The following is a 17,026-nucleotide window of genomic DNA, read 5'->3' as shown; positions in this document are numbered from 1 at the left end:
AGCGGATAGGATGACGGCCCCACTGAACCGTCGCTTTTCACCCCCGCTCGTCGCTCCCTCGCCGATGGACCTGCTCGCCGCCCGGACTCGCCGTCACTTTTTCCGGGACTGCGGCGTCGGCCTCGCCCCGATCGCCGCCGGCCTACTCGCCGGGGCGGACCGCCCGGCCGCCGCGGCGCCACTCGTGCCGCCGCGGCCGGCGACGGCCAAACGGGTGATCTATCTGTTCCAGGCGGGGGCGCCGAGCCAGTTGGAACTGTTCGACTTCAAGCCGGAACTGGCGAAGCGGGCCGGCTCGCCGATGCCCAAGTCCGTCACCGACGGCCTGCGACTGGCCTTCATCCAGCCGGACGCCGCGGTCCTCGGACCGCAGTTCACCTTCGCCAGGCACGGCCAGAGCGGGATTGAACTCTCCAGCGCCCTGCCGCACCTGGCGAAGGTGGCGGACGACATTGCCGTCGTGAAGACGGTACACACGGATCAGTTCAATCACGCCCCGGCCCAGTTGGTGATGAACACCGGGCACAACCTGCCCGGCCGGCCGAGCATGGGCTCGTGGCTCAGCTACGGCCTGGGCAGCGAGACGGACGACCTGCCGGCGTTCGTGGCGCTCTCCAGCGGCGGGAACCTCTCCGGCGGAGCGGCGATGTGGGGCAGCGGCGTGCTGCCCGGCTCGCACCAGGGGGTGCCGTTTCGCAGTTCCGGCGACCCGATCCTGCACGTCGCCCGCCCGCCGGGGGTGGACCGGCGGGCCCAGCGGGAGAGCCTCGATCTGATCCGCGACCTTAACGCCCGCCATAAGGCCGAGGTGGGCGACCCCGAGATCGACGTCCGCATCGACGCCTACGAGATGGCGTTCCGCATGCAGTCCGCCGCCCCGGAGCTCACGGACCTCTCCGGCGAGACGCAGGAGACGCTGGACCTCTACGGCGCCGACCCCGGCGACGGCGGCAAGCAGTTCGCCAACAACTGCTTGCTGGCCCGCCGGCTGGCGGAGCGGGGCGTGCGGTGCATTCAGGTCTACCACGAAGGCTGGGACCACCACTCCGACGTGAAGGGCGGGGTGGAGACCCAGGCGAAGAAGACCGATCAGGCCAGCGCCGCCCTGGTCGCGGACCTGAAACGCCGCGGCCTGCTGGAGGACACGCTGGTGATTTGGGGCGGCGAGTTCGGCCGCACGCCGATGGTGGAGACCAGCGCCGCCCTCGGCCGCGTCGCCGGCCGCGACCATCACCCGGGGTGCTCGTCGATCTGGCTGGCCGGCGGCGGGATCAAGCCGGGCCTGACCTACGGGGAAACGGACGAACTCGGCTTCTCGATCGTGCAGAACCCGGTCGGGGTGCACGACCTCCACGCGACCCTGCTGCACTGCCTGGGCCTGGACCACGAACGCCTCGCGGTCAACGCTGGCGGCCTGAACGTACGACTGACCGGCGTCGAACCGGCCCACGTCGTCCACGGCCTGCTGGCCTGAGCGAGGTCAATTCCCCGGGGCGGAGGGTTCAGAGGAGAGTCCCACGGAGTTGACCGCCCGCACGGTGAGGGCGGCGCCCGTCGGCAGGTCGGCGGGCAGTTCGAACTCCGCCCGCCGCAGCGGTTGGAGGGGCGTGTCGCTGTACTGGAGCCCTTGGAACAGGGGCCGGCCGTGGGGGTTCGTCGGTTTCTCGGGGACCTGCGCGAGCGGTTCGCCGTCCCGCTCGATGACGAACTGCCGCACGCCGCTTTGCAGGTCCGCCGCGGCGTCCCAGCGGAGCGTGCCGTCTTCGATCCGCACGTTCGTCGGGGCCGGCGGGGGCGTGACGTCGGCGACGTCGGCGTTCGTCACGTATTCCTCCCACCGGGCGGCGATCTCCGCGTTCGGCAGCCAGTTCGCCGCGGCCGCGTCGCCGGCGTAGTCGGCGGCGGGCACGGCGGTTTGGCCCCGCAGGTCGGCGAGGTGGGCGTCCCCGGTCGGCATCGGGCGGAGTGGCTCGCCGGCGCTCTCCGGCAGGCGGTGCGACAGGCAGACGTCGAACCAGGGGATCGCGAGGTACCGCTGATTGCCGCACTCGTGGCTGGTCTTTGGATCGATCGCCACCGCGATCAGTCCGCCGGCCCCGCGGACCGCGTCGAAGAAGACCTGATTCTTCGGCCACACGCCCGAGAACCGGCCGTCGGTGACGGTCACGCCCTCCTGCGTGCCGAGGTTGCAGACCATCGGCACGCCCAACGCCGCCTCCGGCAGCGTGTGAGGGTTCAACTCCAACCGGGCGTCGTCTTTCTCCACGAGCGGCACGCCGGAGCGGAGCCACGTCGCGGCGACGCGGTCCGGGTACAGCAGCGTCATCCCGCCGGCCCACACGCCCCCGCCGCTGTGCCCCCACAGCGCCCAGGGGACCTCCGCCAGTTCCGGATGGCCGGACGCCTCGCCCAGATCCCGCAGCGCCGTCAAGAAGGCCTCCGCCGAGCCGTTCCGCGGATCGCACCAGGCGCGGCAGTCGTCCTGCTCCGGCTGTTCGTAGGAGGGGGAGAGCAGGGCGCAGTCGTGAGCCGCCGCCAACGCCTGCCAGTGCAGATCGAACGCCCCCGTCAGCCCCGATTTGCAGGAGCCCGTTCCGCAGCCGTGCTGGTGGACGATCACCCCCCGCAACCGCTCCACGCCCGGCGGAACCCAGACGGCGTACCGCACCGGATACCGCAGCGCGCCCGGCTCCGAGGAGGCTTCGTACCGCACCCGGTAGACCGGCGGGGCGACCTCCGGGGCGTCGGCATACGGGTCGGCCGGCAGCGCCTCCTGAGCCGGAGCCGCGGGCAGGGCGGTCAGGCAGGTCGCCGTGGTGAGAAGGAGCAAAGCGACACGGAACGTCATCGGAACACTTGGGCGCGGGGTGGGGACGGGGGGCACGATAGCGGCGACTGGCGGGCGTTCGCGCGTCCGATTAGCGTTGACCGATTGGACGTTCGCTCGCCCGCCGACTGTGCTCATGCCCTGTTCCGCCCTGCTGCTCGCCCTCTGCCTGCCGATGGCGGCGGACCCGGGGGAGGGCGGAAAGCTGCCGCTTGACACGGTGGCCGTCTACGACCTGACCGGCCGCGGCCTCGGCCCCCGGTTGGTGGACGAGCAGGACGAAGCCGGCGACCCCCGGGCCGGCTCCGGCGGCAAACCGACCTCGGCCTACGAACTGGGCTGGATCAATAAGGACCTCTATTTCCCCGCCCGCACGGTCATCGACCTCGGCCGGACGCACGACCTGACCGGCGCCGCCTGGTACGACGTCTCCGGCGACGGACCGTTCGAAATCCGCCTGTTCGACCCGGCGAACCGTGAGGACGAGACCCACGGCTGGCGGACGCTGCTGACCGACGACCTCAAAAAGTACAACGCCTGGTCGACCGGCGAACTGTCCGGCCGCGCCCGGTACGTGATGATCGTCGTCGGCTCGCCCGCCGGATCCGTGGTGGAGGTGGTCCTCTACGGCGCCCCTGCCGGGGAGGCCCCGGCGACGACGGCGGACGCCCCCGCGGCCGACGCGGCGCCGCGGGAGCCGGCGCCGTTCGATCGGTTGCTGGGCGTCAACGGGTTCATCGACGACCCGGTGGATCGGTTGGCCCCGGTGGCCGGCACGGTGCGGGAATATCACTCCTGGGAGTGGGACGTCTTGAAGACCGGCGCCCCCGACGCCCGGATTGCCTTCAGTCCCAGCGCCGTCCGCAACCAAAACGGCACGTGGGCGTGGGACTTCGATCAGTTCTATCGGGATTTGAACGCCGCCGGCTCCCGCCCGGCCCCGGTGATCCAGTGCACGGCCGCGGCGGCGTTCAACTTGGATGGCTCCGCCGAACCGCCCAAGGGTTCGGACAAGCCCGTGCCGCCCGGCGGCGACGCCGAATCGCCGGCCAGTTACCGGGAGCACGCCGCCCACCTGTTTCAGTTCGCCGCCCGCTACGGCGACCGGCAGGTGGACGACGCCGCGCTGCGGTTGGAGGAGGGCCAGCCGCGGGTCTCCGGGCTCGGGCTGGTGGGGGACGTTGAGAACTGGAACGAACCGAACCGCACCTGGGAGGGCCGGGCGGCCTACTTCAGCCCGTGGGAGCTGGCCGCGATGACCAGCGCCGATTACGACGGCCACCGCGGCACGCTCGGCCCGGGGCACGGGGTGAAGCTCGCCGACCCGAACTTCGACATCGTGCTGGGCGGGCTCGTGGCGCTGGATTTGGAGGGGCTCAAGGCGATCAAGCTGTGGTGCGACCTGTACCGCGACGGGTCGTTCCCCGCGGACGCGATCGCCGTGCACTACTACTGCCGGGCGCTGGACGCCTCCGGCAAGGAGGCCGGCCACGGACTGCCGCCGGAGCAGGACGAACTGCGGCGCCGGGTGCGGGAGATCACCGCGTGGCGGGACGAGTACCTCCCCGGCGTGGAGGTGCACCTCGGGGAGTTCGGCTACGACACGCACCCCGGCTCGCCGATGTCCGCGGACGCCGTCGGGTCGCTCTCCGCGGAGCAGGTACAGGGCTACTGGCTGGTGCGGTCGGCGTTGGAACTGGCCGCGGCCGACCTGGACCGGGCTCAGATCTTCATGCTGCGGGACGTTGATTCGGAGAGCCCCGGCAAGTTCGCCACCTGCGGGCTGACCAGTTCGAAGGAGACCGGCCACCAGCCCAAGCCCTCCTGGTTCCACGTCGCCGCCGCCCGGGCCGCCCTCGCCGGGCTGGTCTACGGCAGCGATCTGGAGGACGACCGCGTGCGGGGCATGTGGTTCGTCGATCCGAACGGCGGGGGGCGGACGCTGGCGGTCTGGAGCCCCACCGCGGAGGACCGCCGTGTCCCCGACTGGACCACGCCCGGCCCGGCCCCGCAGACCGTGACGCGCCTCAGCGACGACGACCCCGCCGGCGCGACGACCCCGTGGACCGGGCCGATCGTCATCACCGAGGCCCCCGCGTTCCTGCGGTGGTAACGGCGCCTCGAAATCCGCGGCCTTGAGGGAAATCGGCCACGTCGGGTGACTTTTCTCCACGCCCAGGCGCCGACGCGTTGCGAGCGGACAACGGCGACCTAGGTTCGTTCGGCCCCCAACCTTTCCGGCACAGGTCGCCGGAACGCCTGCCCGGGGGCGCCCGAATCCTGCCCCCCGAGATGCCTCAGACCCCCGATCCGACCGGCGCTGTGCTGGTCGTGGAAGACGACGCCGCCGTCCGCGAGGGCATGGCGGAACTGCTCCGCGAGCACGGCCATAAAGCCGACGTCGCCGCCGACCTCGCCGCCGCCAAACGGCGGCTGAAAGAGGCGAAGTTCGACGCCGTCGTCTGCGACGTCTGCCTGCCGGACGGCGACGGCTTCGGCTTTCTCGAATACGCCCGGGAAAAATACCCGGACCTCGCCGTCCTGCTGCTGACCGGCTACGGCACGATTGAAAGCGCCGTCGAAGCGATTCAGGAGGGCGCCGCGGACTACCTCACCAAACCTCTGATCTACGAGGAACTGCTGCTTTCCCTGCGGAAAGCCCTCGCCGCCCGCAAGGTGGTGACGGAGAACAAGAACCTCAAGGCGCAGCTCAACGAGCGGCACGGACTCGGCCGGATTATCGGGCGGGACTACCGCATGCAGCGGATGTTCGAATTGATCGAATCCGTCGCCGACACTCGCACCACCGTCTTAATCCTCGGCGAGAGCGGCACCGGCAAAACGATGACCGCCCGGGCTCTGCACGCCGCCGGCGACCGCAGCGGCGGGCCGTTCGTCGAGGTCGCCTGCGGGGCCCTGCCGGAGAACCTGCTGGAAAGCGAATTGTTCGGTCACGTCAAAGGCGCCTTCACCGGCGCCACCAACGATAAAGAGGGCAAGTTCCTGCTGGCGCACGGCGGCACGCTGTTCCTCGACGAAATCGCCACTGCCAGCCCCCGGTTGCAGGTCAAACTCCTGCGGGCCCTGCAGGATAAGGAGTTCGAACCGGTCGGCGGGACGAAGACGCAGAAGGTCGACGTGCGGTTGGTGCTCGCGACGAACGCCGACCTGGAAAAACTGGTCGCCGCCGGGGAGTTCCGCGAGGACCTTTACTACCGCATTAACGTCATCACCCTCACCCAGCCGGCGCTGCGGGAGCGGATCGGCGATATCCCCCTGCTGGCGGAGCACTATCTCAAGCTGTTCCGCGAGCAGACGGGCAAGAACGTGACCTCCATCGACCCGGAGGCGATGCGGCTCATGCAGCGGCACGCCTGGCCCGGCAACGTGCGCGAATTAGTGAACGTGGTAGAGCGGGCCGTGGTCCTCACCCGCGGCGACGCGATCACCGTCGCCGACCTGCCCGAAAGCCTCAAGCGGGATGATTCCGCCCATCGTCCGCACGCCGCGGTCGCGGGGGGGCTGAAGAAGGCGATGGCCCCGGCGGAACGGGACATCATTCTGGAAGCCCTGCACGCCCACGGCTGGAACCGCCAAGACACCAGCGCCACGCTCGGCATCAATCGCACGACGCTTTATAAAAAGATGAAGCGCTACGGCATCAGCTACGAGGCCGAAATGGCCCGGGCGATGGCCTGACGCCGCGGCCTCGTCCGCCGAGGTTACGAACGGATCGACGCCTCCGATTGCGTGCGGCTTCGGGGGCGGGTAGTTTTCGGGGGCCGCCGCCGGTCTGTCGTCCGTATCGTTCTGCCGAGGTATCCGTTGATGTCCGCCAGCCGTCGTTTGTTCTTAGGGGCCTCCGCCGCCACGGCGGCCGTCGCCGGATGGTCGAAGCCGACCCGGGCCGCGTTGGCGCCGGGCGAGTCGAAGCGGACGGACGGGGTGACGAACCTCGCCCTGATCGGCTGCGGCGGGCAGGGGCGGCACAACCTGTCGCGGATGTTCGACGCCGCCAAGGCCGCCGACGTCGGCCCCGTGCGGGCGATCGCGGTCTGCGATGCGGACTCCGCCCGCACCGCCGACGCCGTCGCCCTGGCGAACGCCCTGAACGGCGGCGGCGCGGAGTGCCTCGGCTTCGACAATCACGCGGCGCTGCTGCAAGCGGTCGGGGCCGATCTGGACGCCGTCATCGTCGCCACCCCGGACCACCAGCACGCCCCGGCCTCCATCGCCGCCGCCGACGCGGGCTTGGCCGTTTACTGCGAGAAGCCGCTGGCGAACAGCGTGGCGGACTGCGACGCGATCCTCGCCGCGGCCCGGCGGAACGACGTGCTGTTGCAGGTCGGCAGTCACGAACGCAGCAACGACCGGGTGCGGCGGGCCTGCGAGCTGATCCGCGGCGGGGCGCTGGGGGCGCTGAAGGAGGTCGTCCTGCAGATGCCCACCGAGCAGGAGCACCACCGGGCCGTCGCCGCGACGACCGTCGCGGCCCCGACGGTGCCGCCGCCCTCCTCGCTGGACTACGCGATGTGGTTGGGCGATTCGACCGCCGCCGCCCCCGGCCCGGCGACTTGGCCAGATATGAAAGCGGTCGATCCGCAGTTGCCCGGCTGGATGCCCCAGACCGGGCCGCACTTCTGGTGGCGGTTCGTCAGCGCCTTCGGCGCCGGCGAAATCACCGACCGCGGCGCCCACATCCTCGACATCGCCCAGTTGGCCACCGGCCGGGACGACGCCGAGGACTGGCGGCCCACGTCCGTCACCGGAACCGGCGGCGACCGCCCCGGTGCCTTTTACGACGCCCCGATGCGGTACGACTTCCGGGTGACGTTCTCCTGCGGCCCGGACTACGTCGGCACGACCGAGGGCGAACGCGGGCTGCGGTTCGTCGGGGAGAGAGGCGAGGTGTTCGTCGCCGTCCACGGCGGGGCGACGACCGCCGAACCGGCCGCCCTGCTGGACGCCGCAACCGACGTCGACCTCGGCCGCACCGCCTCCCACCACGCGAACTTCCTGCGGTCGCTCGCCGGCGAGGAAACCCTGTTCGCCCCCGTCCAGGCCGGCCACCGCACCGCGGTGCTCTGCCACCTCATCAACGACGCCCTGCGGGCCGGCTAAAGCAGAGCTCGAGGACCCGTAGCGGCGGCATCCTGCCGCCGTCCGTGAGCGGAGCGAGCGGGAGTTGGAGACGGGCCTCGCCGACAGTCGGCGGCTGAAAGCCGCCGCTACGGCGATCCGCGGACCGCTCTGATCGACAGCCCGAAGCGCGAGCCGAGGCGGTTCGGCCTCAACGCCCGCCAGCCAGTTCCTCTGCGGTGAGGGCGATGTCGCAGGTTGGGCCGTCGTCGGCGAGGATCTGCTCCGCGATCGCCGCGTTCGCGGGAGCCAACACGTCGAAGTGGTCGGCGTTCGGCACGACGAGACACCGCACCCGCGGGTTGTCCGTCGCCCGCTGGAGTTCCCGCAGCGAATCCGCGTTGCCGCCGGCGCCCTCGATGAGGAACAGCGGCGTCCGCACGTCGTTCAGCCAGTAACCCGGCGACCGCACCAGCGCCTCCCGTTCGTCGTTCCGGGGGACGTGGTAGAGGTAGTCCCCGCCGTAGTCCCGCACGTCGAAGACCGGGCCGAAGGCGAAGGTCGCCCGGAAGCGGTCGGACCGCTCCGCCACCAACGCCGCCAGCGTGCCGCCGGTGCTATGCCCGCCAAGGTAAATCCGGTCCGGATCGACCCCCGGCTGGGCGGCGAGGAACTCCGCGGCGGCGAGCACGTCCTCCACCTCGCCCAGAAAACCTTCCCGCCGGCCGGGGTTGGCGTTGCCGCCGCGGAGGGAGGGGAACAGCATCATGACGCCCGCCTCGCGGAAGGCGCTGGCGGTCTGATCGTCCTCCGGCGGTCCCGGCTCCCAGACCGGGCCGATCGTGTTGCAGTCGCCCCCGGTGATCCAGACGATCGCCGTCCGCCGTGCGTTCGGGTCAAGCGTCCCCTCGGCGACCTCCGCGGTGAGATACGCCGGCAGGTCGCCGACCGGCGACGGGTAACTCACCAGGGCGAACGGCGCCCCCGGCGGCGGTTCCTCCGGCGGGTCCTCGATCGGGCCGGGCGGGCCGAGGGTCGTGTTGAAGCCGGCGACAGCCTCGGCGAGGGTTTCGCCGGACTCCGCCTGCCGTTGGGCCTGCTCCAACCGGGCGCGGCCCTCCGCCTCGATCTGCCGGTTCGCCACGACGAACAGGCCCCCGCAGCAGAGCAGCAGGAGCAGCGCCCCGCCGCCGGTCAGCCCGCCGATCCACCACCACACGGTCGCGTTTGAACTGGACCGTTTGCGACCGCTCTTTTTTCGGGGGCGAGGCGAGCCCGCGTCCGTCGAACGGCGGGCGGGGCGGTCGGCCGACGGCGTGCGGGGACGACGCGGCGGCAGGGGGGCGTCGGGCATGCCGGCCAGACTACCGGCGGGGCGAGTGCGGATGCATCGCCGTGCGGAGCGGCAGGTGGTACACGCCGTCCCAGGCGGTCAGGTCGGCCCACTCGGGCCCGCGGGAGCGTTCGCCGGCCAGCACGCCGGCCAAGTCCCGGGTCAGCCGCAGGCGTTTGGTGTCCGTCGCCAGTTCGCCGGGGTGCGTCGTGCCGGGCGGGCGGCCCCACAGGATCCGCGACCCGGCCCGGGTGACGAGTTCGAACCGCGGGTCGCCGGCCGGTTCACTCGCCTCATCCTCTGACGCGTCGGGCGTGCCGCGGACGCGTTCCCAGAAGCGGGCGCCGCTGGCGTCCAGCGGGCGGACGCCGGCGAGATCCAGGCGTTCCCAGTCCTGCGCCAGCGCCGCGCAGATCGCCGCGGCGCCGGCCACCGCCGGGTCCGGCCAGAGCGTCCCGGCGGGGCCGGGCGTCGACTCGATGCCGCCGATGCGCGGCAGGGCGTCGGCGGCGGGGCGGGTGAAGTCCGCGGGGGGCAGCAGCACTCCGGTCGCGTCGATCGGGTACAGCCCGTCGCCGGCCGCGACCGCGGCGGCGGGGCTGCGATAGCGGAGCCGCACCACCGCGGCGGCGGGCGAGAGCACCTCGACCCGCTCCACCCCGGCCACCCACGGATGCTTGGCGAAGCCGTCGGCCAGCCGTTCGGCGAGGCCGTCCTCCAGAATGCTCGCCGGCTCCTCGCCGAGCACCTGTGCCACGACGTTCGGCGGCACGGCCAGCGGCGGCGGAGGCTCCAGCCGCACGCGATCGGCCGTCAGCCGGTATTCCTCGCGGGCCGAAAGGTCCGGCAACTGCCGGATCGCCCAGGGGACCGCCGCCGCGCACAGCGGGATCAGGCCCAACATCAACAGGCGTTGGGGCGTGAAGAACCACCCGGCGACCCGCCGCAGACGGGAGGGGCCGAACGGGGAACGCTCTCGGGCGGCGGGGCGGTCCGGGACGGGCGCGGGATCGGCGTTGGAAGGCCGGTCGGCGGGGCGGGCGACTTTCGGCACGGCGGGGCGGGGCGGGGGGAGAAGGCCACGGCGTTCATCGGCGCCCGCCGGCAGCGGGGGTTCGCTCCGACCGCCGCCCCCGCACGACCCGCCCGCCCGGCTCTCCGCCGTCGCAGCCTTGATTCCGCCCGCCGGCCGGTCACCCTTGCAGACCGTGATCTGGTCGCTGCTGTCCTCCGCCGTCCCCGACGTCTCCGGCCTGGCCCCCGGCGAGCCGCTGCCGGTCTGTCCGAAAACGCCGAACTGCGTGTGCAGCGAGGACGGCACCCCGGAGGCCCGCCGCGTCGAGCCGCTGCCGGTTCACGGCGATCCCGCTGCGGCGTGGGGCGTATTGAAGGCCGTGATCCGTGAGGACCTCGGTGGCAAACTGAGGTCCGATACGGGCACGGTGCTGCACGCCGTGGTCCGCACGCTCGTGCTGCGGTTCCCGGACGACCTGCTCGCCCGCCGCGACGACGAGGGCGGCGTGATCCACCTCCGCAGCGCCAGCCGGGTCGGCCGCAGCGATTTGGGGACGAATCGCCGCCGGGTCGACAAGCTCCGCACCGCCTACCTGAAGCGGCTGGGGGCGAGCGATGAGTGAGACCGCGTTGAGCGCGACGGCCCCCAGCGGGGCCGCCCCCGCGGTCGTGCTGCTGTCCGGCGGGTTGGACAGCGCCACCGTCCTCGCCTGCTGCGTGCGGGACGGGTTCGCCCCGCACGCCCTCTCCTTCGACTACGGCCAGCGGCACCGCACCGAACTGGACGCCGCCCGCCGCGTCGCCAAGGCCGGCGGTGCGGTGCGGCAGGAGGTGATTGAACTGAACCTGTCCCAGTTCGGCGGGTCTGCCCTCACAGACAACTTTGAGGTGCCCAAGGACCGGGACGAATCGACGATGGCGGCGGAGATCCCCATCACCTACGTCCCCGCCCGCAACACGGTGTTCCTGTCCGTCGCCCTCGGCTGGGCCGAGGTGTTGGGGGCGAAGGACATTTACGTCGGCGTGAACGCCGTCGACTACTCCGGCTATCCCGACTGCCGGCCGGAGTTCCTGCGGGCGTTCGAGACGCTGGCGAATCTCGCCACGAAGGCCGGCGTGGAGGGCGACCGTTTCCAGGTGCACGCCCCGCTGATCGACCTGACGAAGGCGGAGATCATCGCCCTCGGCCTGTCCCTGAACGTCGATTACGGCCTGACGCACAGTTGTTACGACCCGGTGGACGGCCGGGCCTGCGGGCGCTGCGACAGTTGCCGGCTGCGGCTGGCGGGTTTCGAGGCGGCGGGGGCGACGGACCCGGCGCCGTACGCGGTTCGGTCCGATGCCTGACGTGACGACGCGCACGGCGCCGTCGCTGCGCCTTTCCGAAGTCTTTCGCAGCATCCAGGGCGAGGGGGAACTCGCCGGGACGGACAGCCTGTTCGTCCGCACCGTCGGCTGCAATCTGCGCTGTGTCTGGTGCGACACGCCCTACACCTCCCACGCCCCCGAACGCGGGGAGCGGGTCACGGTCGAGGAACTGGGCGAACGTCTTTTGGCGGAGGACTGCGAACACATTGTCCTCACCGGCGGCGAACCGCTGCTGACGCCGGGCGTCGTCCCGCTGACGCACGCGCTGCGGGAGGCCGGCCGGCACGTCACGATCGAGACCGCCGGCACCGTCTTCCGGCCGGTCGCGGCGGACCTCATTTCGCTCTCCCCGAAGCTGTCCAACAGCACGCCGGCCGGCCGGCGGGCCGCCCGGCACGAGGCCACCCGCGACGCTCCCGCCGTTGTCGCCCGGCTGCTGGCGGAGTTCGACTCTCAACTGAAGTTCGTCGTGGAGGGCCCGGACGATCTGCCGGAGATCGAGCGATGGCTCCTCGACCACAACGCCGATCGCTCCCGCGTCTTCCTGATGCCGCAGGCCCGCACGTCGGCGGAATACGCCCGCCTCGCCCCGGCGATCCGCCGGCTGGCAGAGGAGGGCGGGTTCCGGTTCGGTCCGCGACTGCACGTCGCCCGCTGGGGCGACCGACGCGGCGTGTGAGACGCGGAGCGGCTAATCCCGCGGCAGGCGGGCGGCGGTGACGTCTTCGCCGCGGGTCATCGCGGCGCGGTGGGCGTCGGCGATCTCGGTCAGTTGATCGACGATCTGCTGATGCTTCCCGGCGAGGTCGTATCGCTCCTCCGGGTCGACGTCGAGGTTGTACAGCAGCGGGGTCTCCAACTCGACGCGTTTGTTCGGCACGCCGTAGCCGGTCCCGTACTCGCCGTGGGTGATGAAGTGCGCTTTCCACGGGCCGCTGCGGACGGCGTAGAGATCCCCCTCACGCCAATAGAACTGCTCCGTCCGCGGGCTCTCCCCCGCCGGCGATTGGCCGGTGAGGGCCGGGGCGAGGTCCACGCCGTCCAGCGTCACGCCCTCCGGCAACTCGGCCCCGGCCATTGCGGCGAAGGTGGGCAGGAAGTCCAGCGTGCTGCCGAGGCCCCGCTGCACCACGCCGGCCGGCACCGTGCCGGGCTGGCAGCAGATGGTGGGCACCCGCACGCCGCCCTCGAAGGTCCCGCCCTTGCCGCCCCGCAGCGGGCCGGCGGAGCCGCCGTCCTGCTTGAAGCTCAGCCAGGGGCCGTTGTCGCTGGTGAACCAGATCTGGGTGTCCTCCTCCACGCCGGCGTCCCGCACGGCCTGGACCACGGCGCCGACGGAGCGATCGATCTCCGTGATCACGTCCCCGTAGAGCCCGCGGGGACTCTCGCCGCGGACCTCGTCCGGGGCGAACAGCGGGATGTGCGGCATATTGTGGGCGAGATAAAGGAAGAACGGTCCGTCCGCGTGCGCCTTAATAAAACTGGCCGCCTCTTCGCCGTAGCGGCGGGTGATCGTCTTTTGATCGGCCGGCCGCTCCACCGTTTCGACCTCGCCCTCGGCCTTGGAGCGCAGCAGGGGCACGTCATAGTTCTCCGAGCCGGAGGCATTCTTCACCCGGTGATCGCCGCCGAGGCGGTCCATATCGTTGCTGTAGGGAATGCCGTAGTAATAATCGAAGCCCTGGGCGGTCGGCAGATATTGCGGCAGGTGGCCGAGGTGCCACTTGCCCACGCAGGCGGTCGCGTAGCCCTGCGGTTTGAGGACTTCGGCGATCGTCACCTCGCCGGGCGGCAGGCCGCCGGCGGAGTCGGGGAACAGCACCCGGCGGCTGCCCTTCGCGTCGCTCTGCATCGTGCCGCTGCGCACCGGAATGCGGCCGGTCAGCAGGCCGGCCCGGCTGGGCGTGCAGACGGGGGCGGCGCAATAAAACTGCGTCCACCGCATCCCCCGTGCGGCGAGATCGTCCAGGTGCGGCGTCGCGATCGTGGGATGCCCGAAGCAGGCCAGATCCCCCCACCCCAGATCATCGCAGAAGATGACGACGACGTTCGGCGGCCGATCCTTCTTCGCCCCCCCCGCTTCGCCGTCGCCGCTAGGCGGCGCGCCCCCCACAGCGGGGCCGGCGAGCAGGGCACACAGCAGCGGGGCGAGCGTCATGGAGGCGTTCCGAAGGACGGGGCGAGCCGGCCGAGGGTAACGGCGGCCGCCGGCGTCGCCTACAATCGCCGGCGTTGATCCGTTCTTAAGTCCTGCGGTAATCGTCCGCCCATGCCCGTGTCGCTGTTGCTCGCCGCCGCGCTGTTCGCCGGACCCATCGAGGGGGGCGCGCCGCCTAGCGGCGACGGCGAACCGGGGGGGACGATCAGTTTCACGCGGGACGTCCGGCCGCTGCTGGCGAAACGGTGTTTCGCCTGTCACGGCCCGGACGCCGAGGCGAACGCGAGCGGCCTGCGACTGGACGAACCCGGCCACGACGCCGGCCCCGAAATCCTCGCCCGGATCGCGGCGGACGACGAGTTCACCGTCATGCCCCCGCCGGAGGCCGGCCCGCCGCTGAACCCCGCGGAGGTCGCGGCGCTGAAGGGCTGGATCGACGCCGGCGCCGACTACGAGCCGCACTGGGCGTTCGCGCCGCCGGTCGCGGCGGAAATTCCGAGCGACAAGACTCAGGAAACAAAGGCTGGGGGGGCGGAGCCGGCACGGAATCCGATCGACGCCTTCGTCGATGCGCAGCTGGCCGCTCGCGGGCTGTCCCGTTCCGCCCCGGCGGATCGGCGGACGCTGGCCCGGCGGGTCTCCCTGGACCTGACCGGCCTGCCGCCCGCGCCGGCGGAGGCCGACGCCTTCGCCGCCGACCCCGCCCCGGGCGCCTACGAGCGGTTCGTCGACCGCCTGCTCGCCTCCCCCCGCTACGGCGAACGCTGGGCCCGCCGCTGGCTGGACCTCGCCCGCTACTCGGACACCAACGGCTACGAAAAGGACCGCGAGCGGCCCATCTGGCCCTACCGCGACTGGGTCATCCGGGCGCTCAACGCCAATCTGCCCTACGACGAGTTCAGCGTGCTCCAACTCGCCGGCGACCTGCTGCCCGGGGCGGGGACCGAGGGGCAGATCGCCGCCGGATTCCACCGGAACACGATGCTGAACGAGGAGGGCGGCATCGACCCGCTTCAGTTCCGGCACGAAGCGGTCGTGGATCGGGTGGGCGTGACCGGCGTCGTCTGGCTGGGGCTCTCGACGGAGTGCGCCCAGTGCCACACGCACAAATACGACCCGATCACCCACACGGACTACTACCGCCTGTTCGCCCTGCTGAACAACGCGGACAACCTCACGATTACTCTGCCCGACCCCGCGGTGGACGCCGCACGCGCCCGCCTGACGGCGGAGGCCGACGCCCTCGAAGCCGCCCTGCCGACCCGTTTTCCCGGCGGCGCCGACGCCTTCGACACGGCGTTCGCCGACTGGGTGAAGCAACAAGCCGCTGCCGCGACGGACTGGCGGATCGCGGCGCCAATCTCGGCGAAGTCCAACTCGCCCCGATTGGAAACTCTGGCGGACGGCTCGGTCTTCTCCACCGGCGACATCACGAAGCGGGACCTGTTCGCACTGACGTTCGATCTGGACGCCCTCGACCTGCCCGGCCCGATCACCGGCGTGCGGATCGAAGCCCTCCCCGACGAACGCCTGCCCGCCGGCGGGCCGGGGCGGGTGTTCTATGAGGGGCGGGAGGGGACGTTCTCGCTGTCCGAGGTGACGGCGGAACGGGGCGGCCAGCCGGTCGCGTTCTCCGGCGCCTCCGCCAGCGCCGAGGGGGTCGGCAAAGCGTTTGAGCGGGGCGGCAAGGCGGGACAGGCGATCGACGGGGACTCCACCAGCGCCTGGGGGCTGGGGGCGACCGGCGTGGAGGGCCGGCTCGTACTGGCCTTCGCCGAGCCGGTCCCGGCGAGCGGCACGCTGGACCTTTCCATGCTGCACGAACGGCACTTTGCGGCCTCGCTGGGGCGGTTCCGGATCGCGTTCACCGCGGACCCGGCGCCGCTGGCCTCGCCGTTGCCGCACGGGTTGGAAGCAGCCCTCGCCTCCGACGAGCCGCCCGCGGAGGAATCGCGGGACGACCTGCGGCGGCTGTTCGCCCGCACGGCACCGGAACTGGAGGAGGCCCGCAAACCGATCGCGGCGCTGCGGGACAAATTGCCGGAGCCGGTTCGCACGCTGACCTTCGCCGAACGCCCCGCGGACTTTCCCCGGCCGACCTTCCGCCACCACCGCGGCGAATACACCGCCCCGCGCGAACCCGTCGACGGCGGGGTGCCGGCCTTCCTGACCCCGTCGGACGGGGAGGCCGTGACCGATCGGCTGGCGCTGGCCCGCTGGCTGGTCAGCGACGCCAACCCGCTGGCGGCCCGGGTCGCGGTCAACCGGGCGTGGACGGCGTTCTTCGGGGCCGGTTTTCTGCCGGACGCCGCCGACTTCGGCACGCAGTCCCCGCCCCCGACGCACCCGGAACTGCTCGACTGGCTGGCCGTCCGCTTCCGCGACGGCGACGGCGGCAGCGGGGACGGGAGCGTCGGGACCTGGGACGTGAAGGCGCTGCACCGGCTGATCGTCACCAGCGCCACTTACCGGCAGGACTCCGCTGTGACTCCGGAGCAGGCCGCGGCCGACCCGCACAACCGCCGGCTGGCCCGCGGACCGCGGCATCGGTTGGAGGCGGAACTGGTCCGTGATGCCGCCCTCGCCGCCAGCGGATTGCTGGTCGAACGCCTCGGCGGCCCGCCGGTGATGCCGCCGCAGCCCTCCAGCGTGACGGACCTCGCTTACGGGGGCTTCAAGTGGACCCCGGCGGTCGGCCCGGACCGCTTCCGCCGCAGCGTGTACACCTTCAGCAAGCGGACCGCCCCGTTCGCGGCCTACGCCGTGTTCGACGCCCCCAGCGGGGAACGCTGCGCGGCGGTCCGCGATCGCAGCAACACCCCCTTGCAGGCGCTCACGCTGCTGAACGACGGGATGTTCCTCGAATACGCCCGCGGATTGGCCGCCCGGGTCGTGCAGGAAACGAAGGACCCGTCCGAGCGGGCGGACCGCCTGTTCCGCCTCGTGCTGACCCGCCGCCCGGGCGCCGCGGAGCGGGACGCCGTCGTGCGGTTCGCCGCGGCTCAGCGCGCCCGGGTCGACGCCGGCGAACTGGACGCCGCCGCCGTCACGCACGGCCCGGCGGACGCGGCCGGAGTCGAAGACCTCGCCGCATGGACGCTCGCCGCCCGGGCCGTGCTCAACTTGGACGAGGCGCTGACGAAGGAGTGAGCCCGTAGCGCAAGCTCCGGCCGTGAGGCCGCGTCCGCCTCTCCTCAACGCAACGCTCGAACGCAGTACTCGCTCCGCTCGCCGGCCGGAGCTTGCG

At 71.9% G+C, this 17,026-nt stretch carries 12 protein-coding genes; 8 read left to right on the top strand and 4 right to left on the bottom strand.

The genetic code is table 11. From position 1 onward, the window contains the following. Window positions 1-64: 64 nt before the first annotated feature. Complete coding sequence (locus tag CA12_RS00415; RefSeq protein ID WP_145361206.1) at window positions 65-1,474, top strand: DUF1501 domain-containing protein; 1,410 nt, start codon at window positions 65-67, stop codon at window positions 1,472-1,474. Between the two features lie 6 nt (window positions 1,475-1,480). Here CA12_RS00415 and CA12_RS00410 read toward each other — a convergent pair whose 3' ends face one another. After that, window positions 1,481-2,848: an alpha/beta hydrolase gene (locus tag CA12_RS00410; protein ID WP_145356628.1), complete on the bottom strand. Its 1,368-nt coding sequence runs from the start codon at window positions 2,846-2,848 to the stop codon at window positions 1,481-1,483. Between the two features lie 115 nt (window positions 2,849-2,963). On the opposite strand from CA12_RS00410, the gene CA12_RS00405 reads away from it, so the two are divergent. The 3 genes from CA12_RS00405 (at window position 2,964) to CA12_RS00395 (ending at window position 7,948) form a co-directional block, all read left to right on the top strand. Then, the gene (locus CA12_RS00405) at window positions 2,964-4,940 is read left to right on the top strand and encodes a hypothetical protein (protein ID WP_145356627.1); all 1,977 of its coding nucleotides are present in this window, start codon (window positions 2,964-2,966) and stop codon (window positions 4,938-4,940) included. A gap of 179 nt (window positions 4,941-5,119) precedes the next feature. Further along, complete coding sequence (locus CA12_RS00400) at window positions 5,120-6,526, top strand: sigma-54-dependent transcriptional regulator (protein WP_145356626.1); 1,407 nt, start codon at window positions 5,120-5,122, stop codon at window positions 6,524-6,526. A gap of 129 nt (window positions 6,527-6,655) precedes the next feature. Continuing rightward, window positions 6,656-7,948 (top strand): Gfo/Idh/MocA family protein, encoded by a 1,293-nt coding sequence (locus tag CA12_RS00395; RefSeq protein WP_145356625.1) that lies wholly within the window; start codon window positions 6,656-6,658, stop codon window positions 7,946-7,948. A gap of 169 nt (window positions 7,949-8,117) precedes the next feature. Here CA12_RS00395 and CA12_RS00390 read toward each other — a convergent pair whose 3' ends face one another. Both CA12_RS00390 and CA12_RS00385 read right to left on the bottom strand, forming a co-directional pair. Continuing rightward, a complete protein-coding gene (locus CA12_RS00390; protein ID WP_207622075.1) occupies window positions 8,118-9,125 on the bottom strand; it encodes an alpha/beta hydrolase family protein in 1,008 nt (335 codons plus the stop codon). Between the two features lie 145 nt (window positions 9,126-9,270). After that, window positions 9,271-10,293, bottom strand: a complete 1,023-nt coding sequence (locus CA12_RS00385; protein WP_165700459.1) for a cell division protein FtsQ/DivIB — start codon at window positions 10,291-10,293, stop codon at window positions 9,271-9,273. 154 nt (window positions 10,294-10,447) lie between these two features. Here CA12_RS00385 and CA12_RS21725 point away from each other — a divergent pair, with 154 nt between their 5' ends. The 3 genes from CA12_RS21725 to CA12_RS00370 are packed head-to-tail and all read left to right on the top strand — an operon-like array spanning window position 10,448 to window position 12,300. Further along, window positions 10,448-10,876, top strand: coding sequence for a DUF1499 domain-containing protein (locus CA12_RS21725; RefSeq protein WP_242688247.1), 429 nt, complete (start codon window positions 10,448-10,450; stop codon window positions 10,874-10,876). Next, entirely contained in the window at window positions 10,869-11,600 is a 732-nt protein-coding gene (gene queC / locus CA12_RS00375; RefSeq protein ID WP_145356621.1) for a 7-cyano-7-deazaguanine synthase QueC, read from the top strand. Before CA12_RS21725 ends, queC begins: the two co-directional genes overlap by 8 nt. 1 nt (window position 11,601) lies before the next feature. Continuing rightward, complete coding sequence (locus CA12_RS00370) at window positions 11,602-12,300, top strand: 7-carboxy-7-deazaguanine synthase QueE (RefSeq protein WP_242688084.1); 699 nt, start codon at window positions 11,602-11,604, stop codon at window positions 12,298-12,300. 12 nt (window positions 12,301-12,312) lie between these two features. Here CA12_RS00370 and CA12_RS00365 read toward each other — a convergent pair whose 3' ends face one another. Next, window positions 12,313-13,779 (bottom strand): sulfatase family protein, encoded by a 1,467-nt coding sequence (locus CA12_RS00365; RefSeq protein WP_145356620.1) that lies wholly within the window; start codon window positions 13,777-13,779, stop codon window positions 12,313-12,315. A 117-nt stretch (window positions 13,780-13,896) separates the two neighbouring features. Between CA12_RS00365 and CA12_RS00360 the strand changes: the two genes are divergently transcribed. After that, complete coding sequence (locus CA12_RS00360; protein WP_165700457.1) at window positions 13,897-16,929, top strand: PSD1 and planctomycete cytochrome C domain-containing protein; 3,033 nt, start codon at window positions 13,897-13,899, stop codon at window positions 16,927-16,929. The last annotated feature ends 97 nt before the right edge of the window (window positions 16,930-17,026 follow it).

Source organism: Alienimonas californiensis, from assembly GCF_007743815.1.
Lineage (GTDB): Bacteria > Planctomycetota > Planctomycetia > Planctomycetales > Planctomycetaceae > Alienimonas > Alienimonas californiensis.
The sequence above is the reverse complement of the archived record's forward strand: the minus strand, read 5'-3'. Positions and strand labels throughout refer to the sequence as shown.

Bases quoted from the DNA above. Each gene is read 5' to 3' on its own strand.
- CA12_RS00415 (WP_145361206.1), top strand. From the start codon at position 65: ATGGACCTGCTCGCCGCCCGGACTCGCCGTCACTTTTTCCGGGACTGC.
- CA12_RS00410 (WP_145356628.1), bottom strand. From the start codon at position 2,848: ATGACGTTCCGTGTCGCTTTGCTCCTTCTCACCACGGCGACCTGCCTG.
- CA12_RS00405 (WP_145356627.1), top strand. From the start codon at position 2,964: ATGCCCTGTTCCGCCCTGCTGCTCGCCCTCTGCCTGCCGATGGCGGCG.
- CA12_RS00400 (WP_145356626.1), top strand. From the start codon at position 5,120: ATGCCTCAGACCCCCGATCCGACCGGCGCTGTGCTGGTCGTGGAAGAC.
- CA12_RS00395 (WP_145356625.1), top strand. From the start codon at position 6,656: ATGTCCGCCAGCCGTCGTTTGTTCTTAGGGGCCTCCGCCGCCACGGCG.
- queC (WP_145356621.1), top strand. From the start codon at position 10,869: ATGAGTGAGACCGCGTTGAGCGCGACGGCCCCCAGCGGGGCCGCCCCC.
- CA12_RS00365 (WP_145356620.1), bottom strand. From the start codon at position 13,779: ATGACGCTCGCCCCGCTGCTGTGTGCCCTGCTCGCCGGCCCCGCTGTG.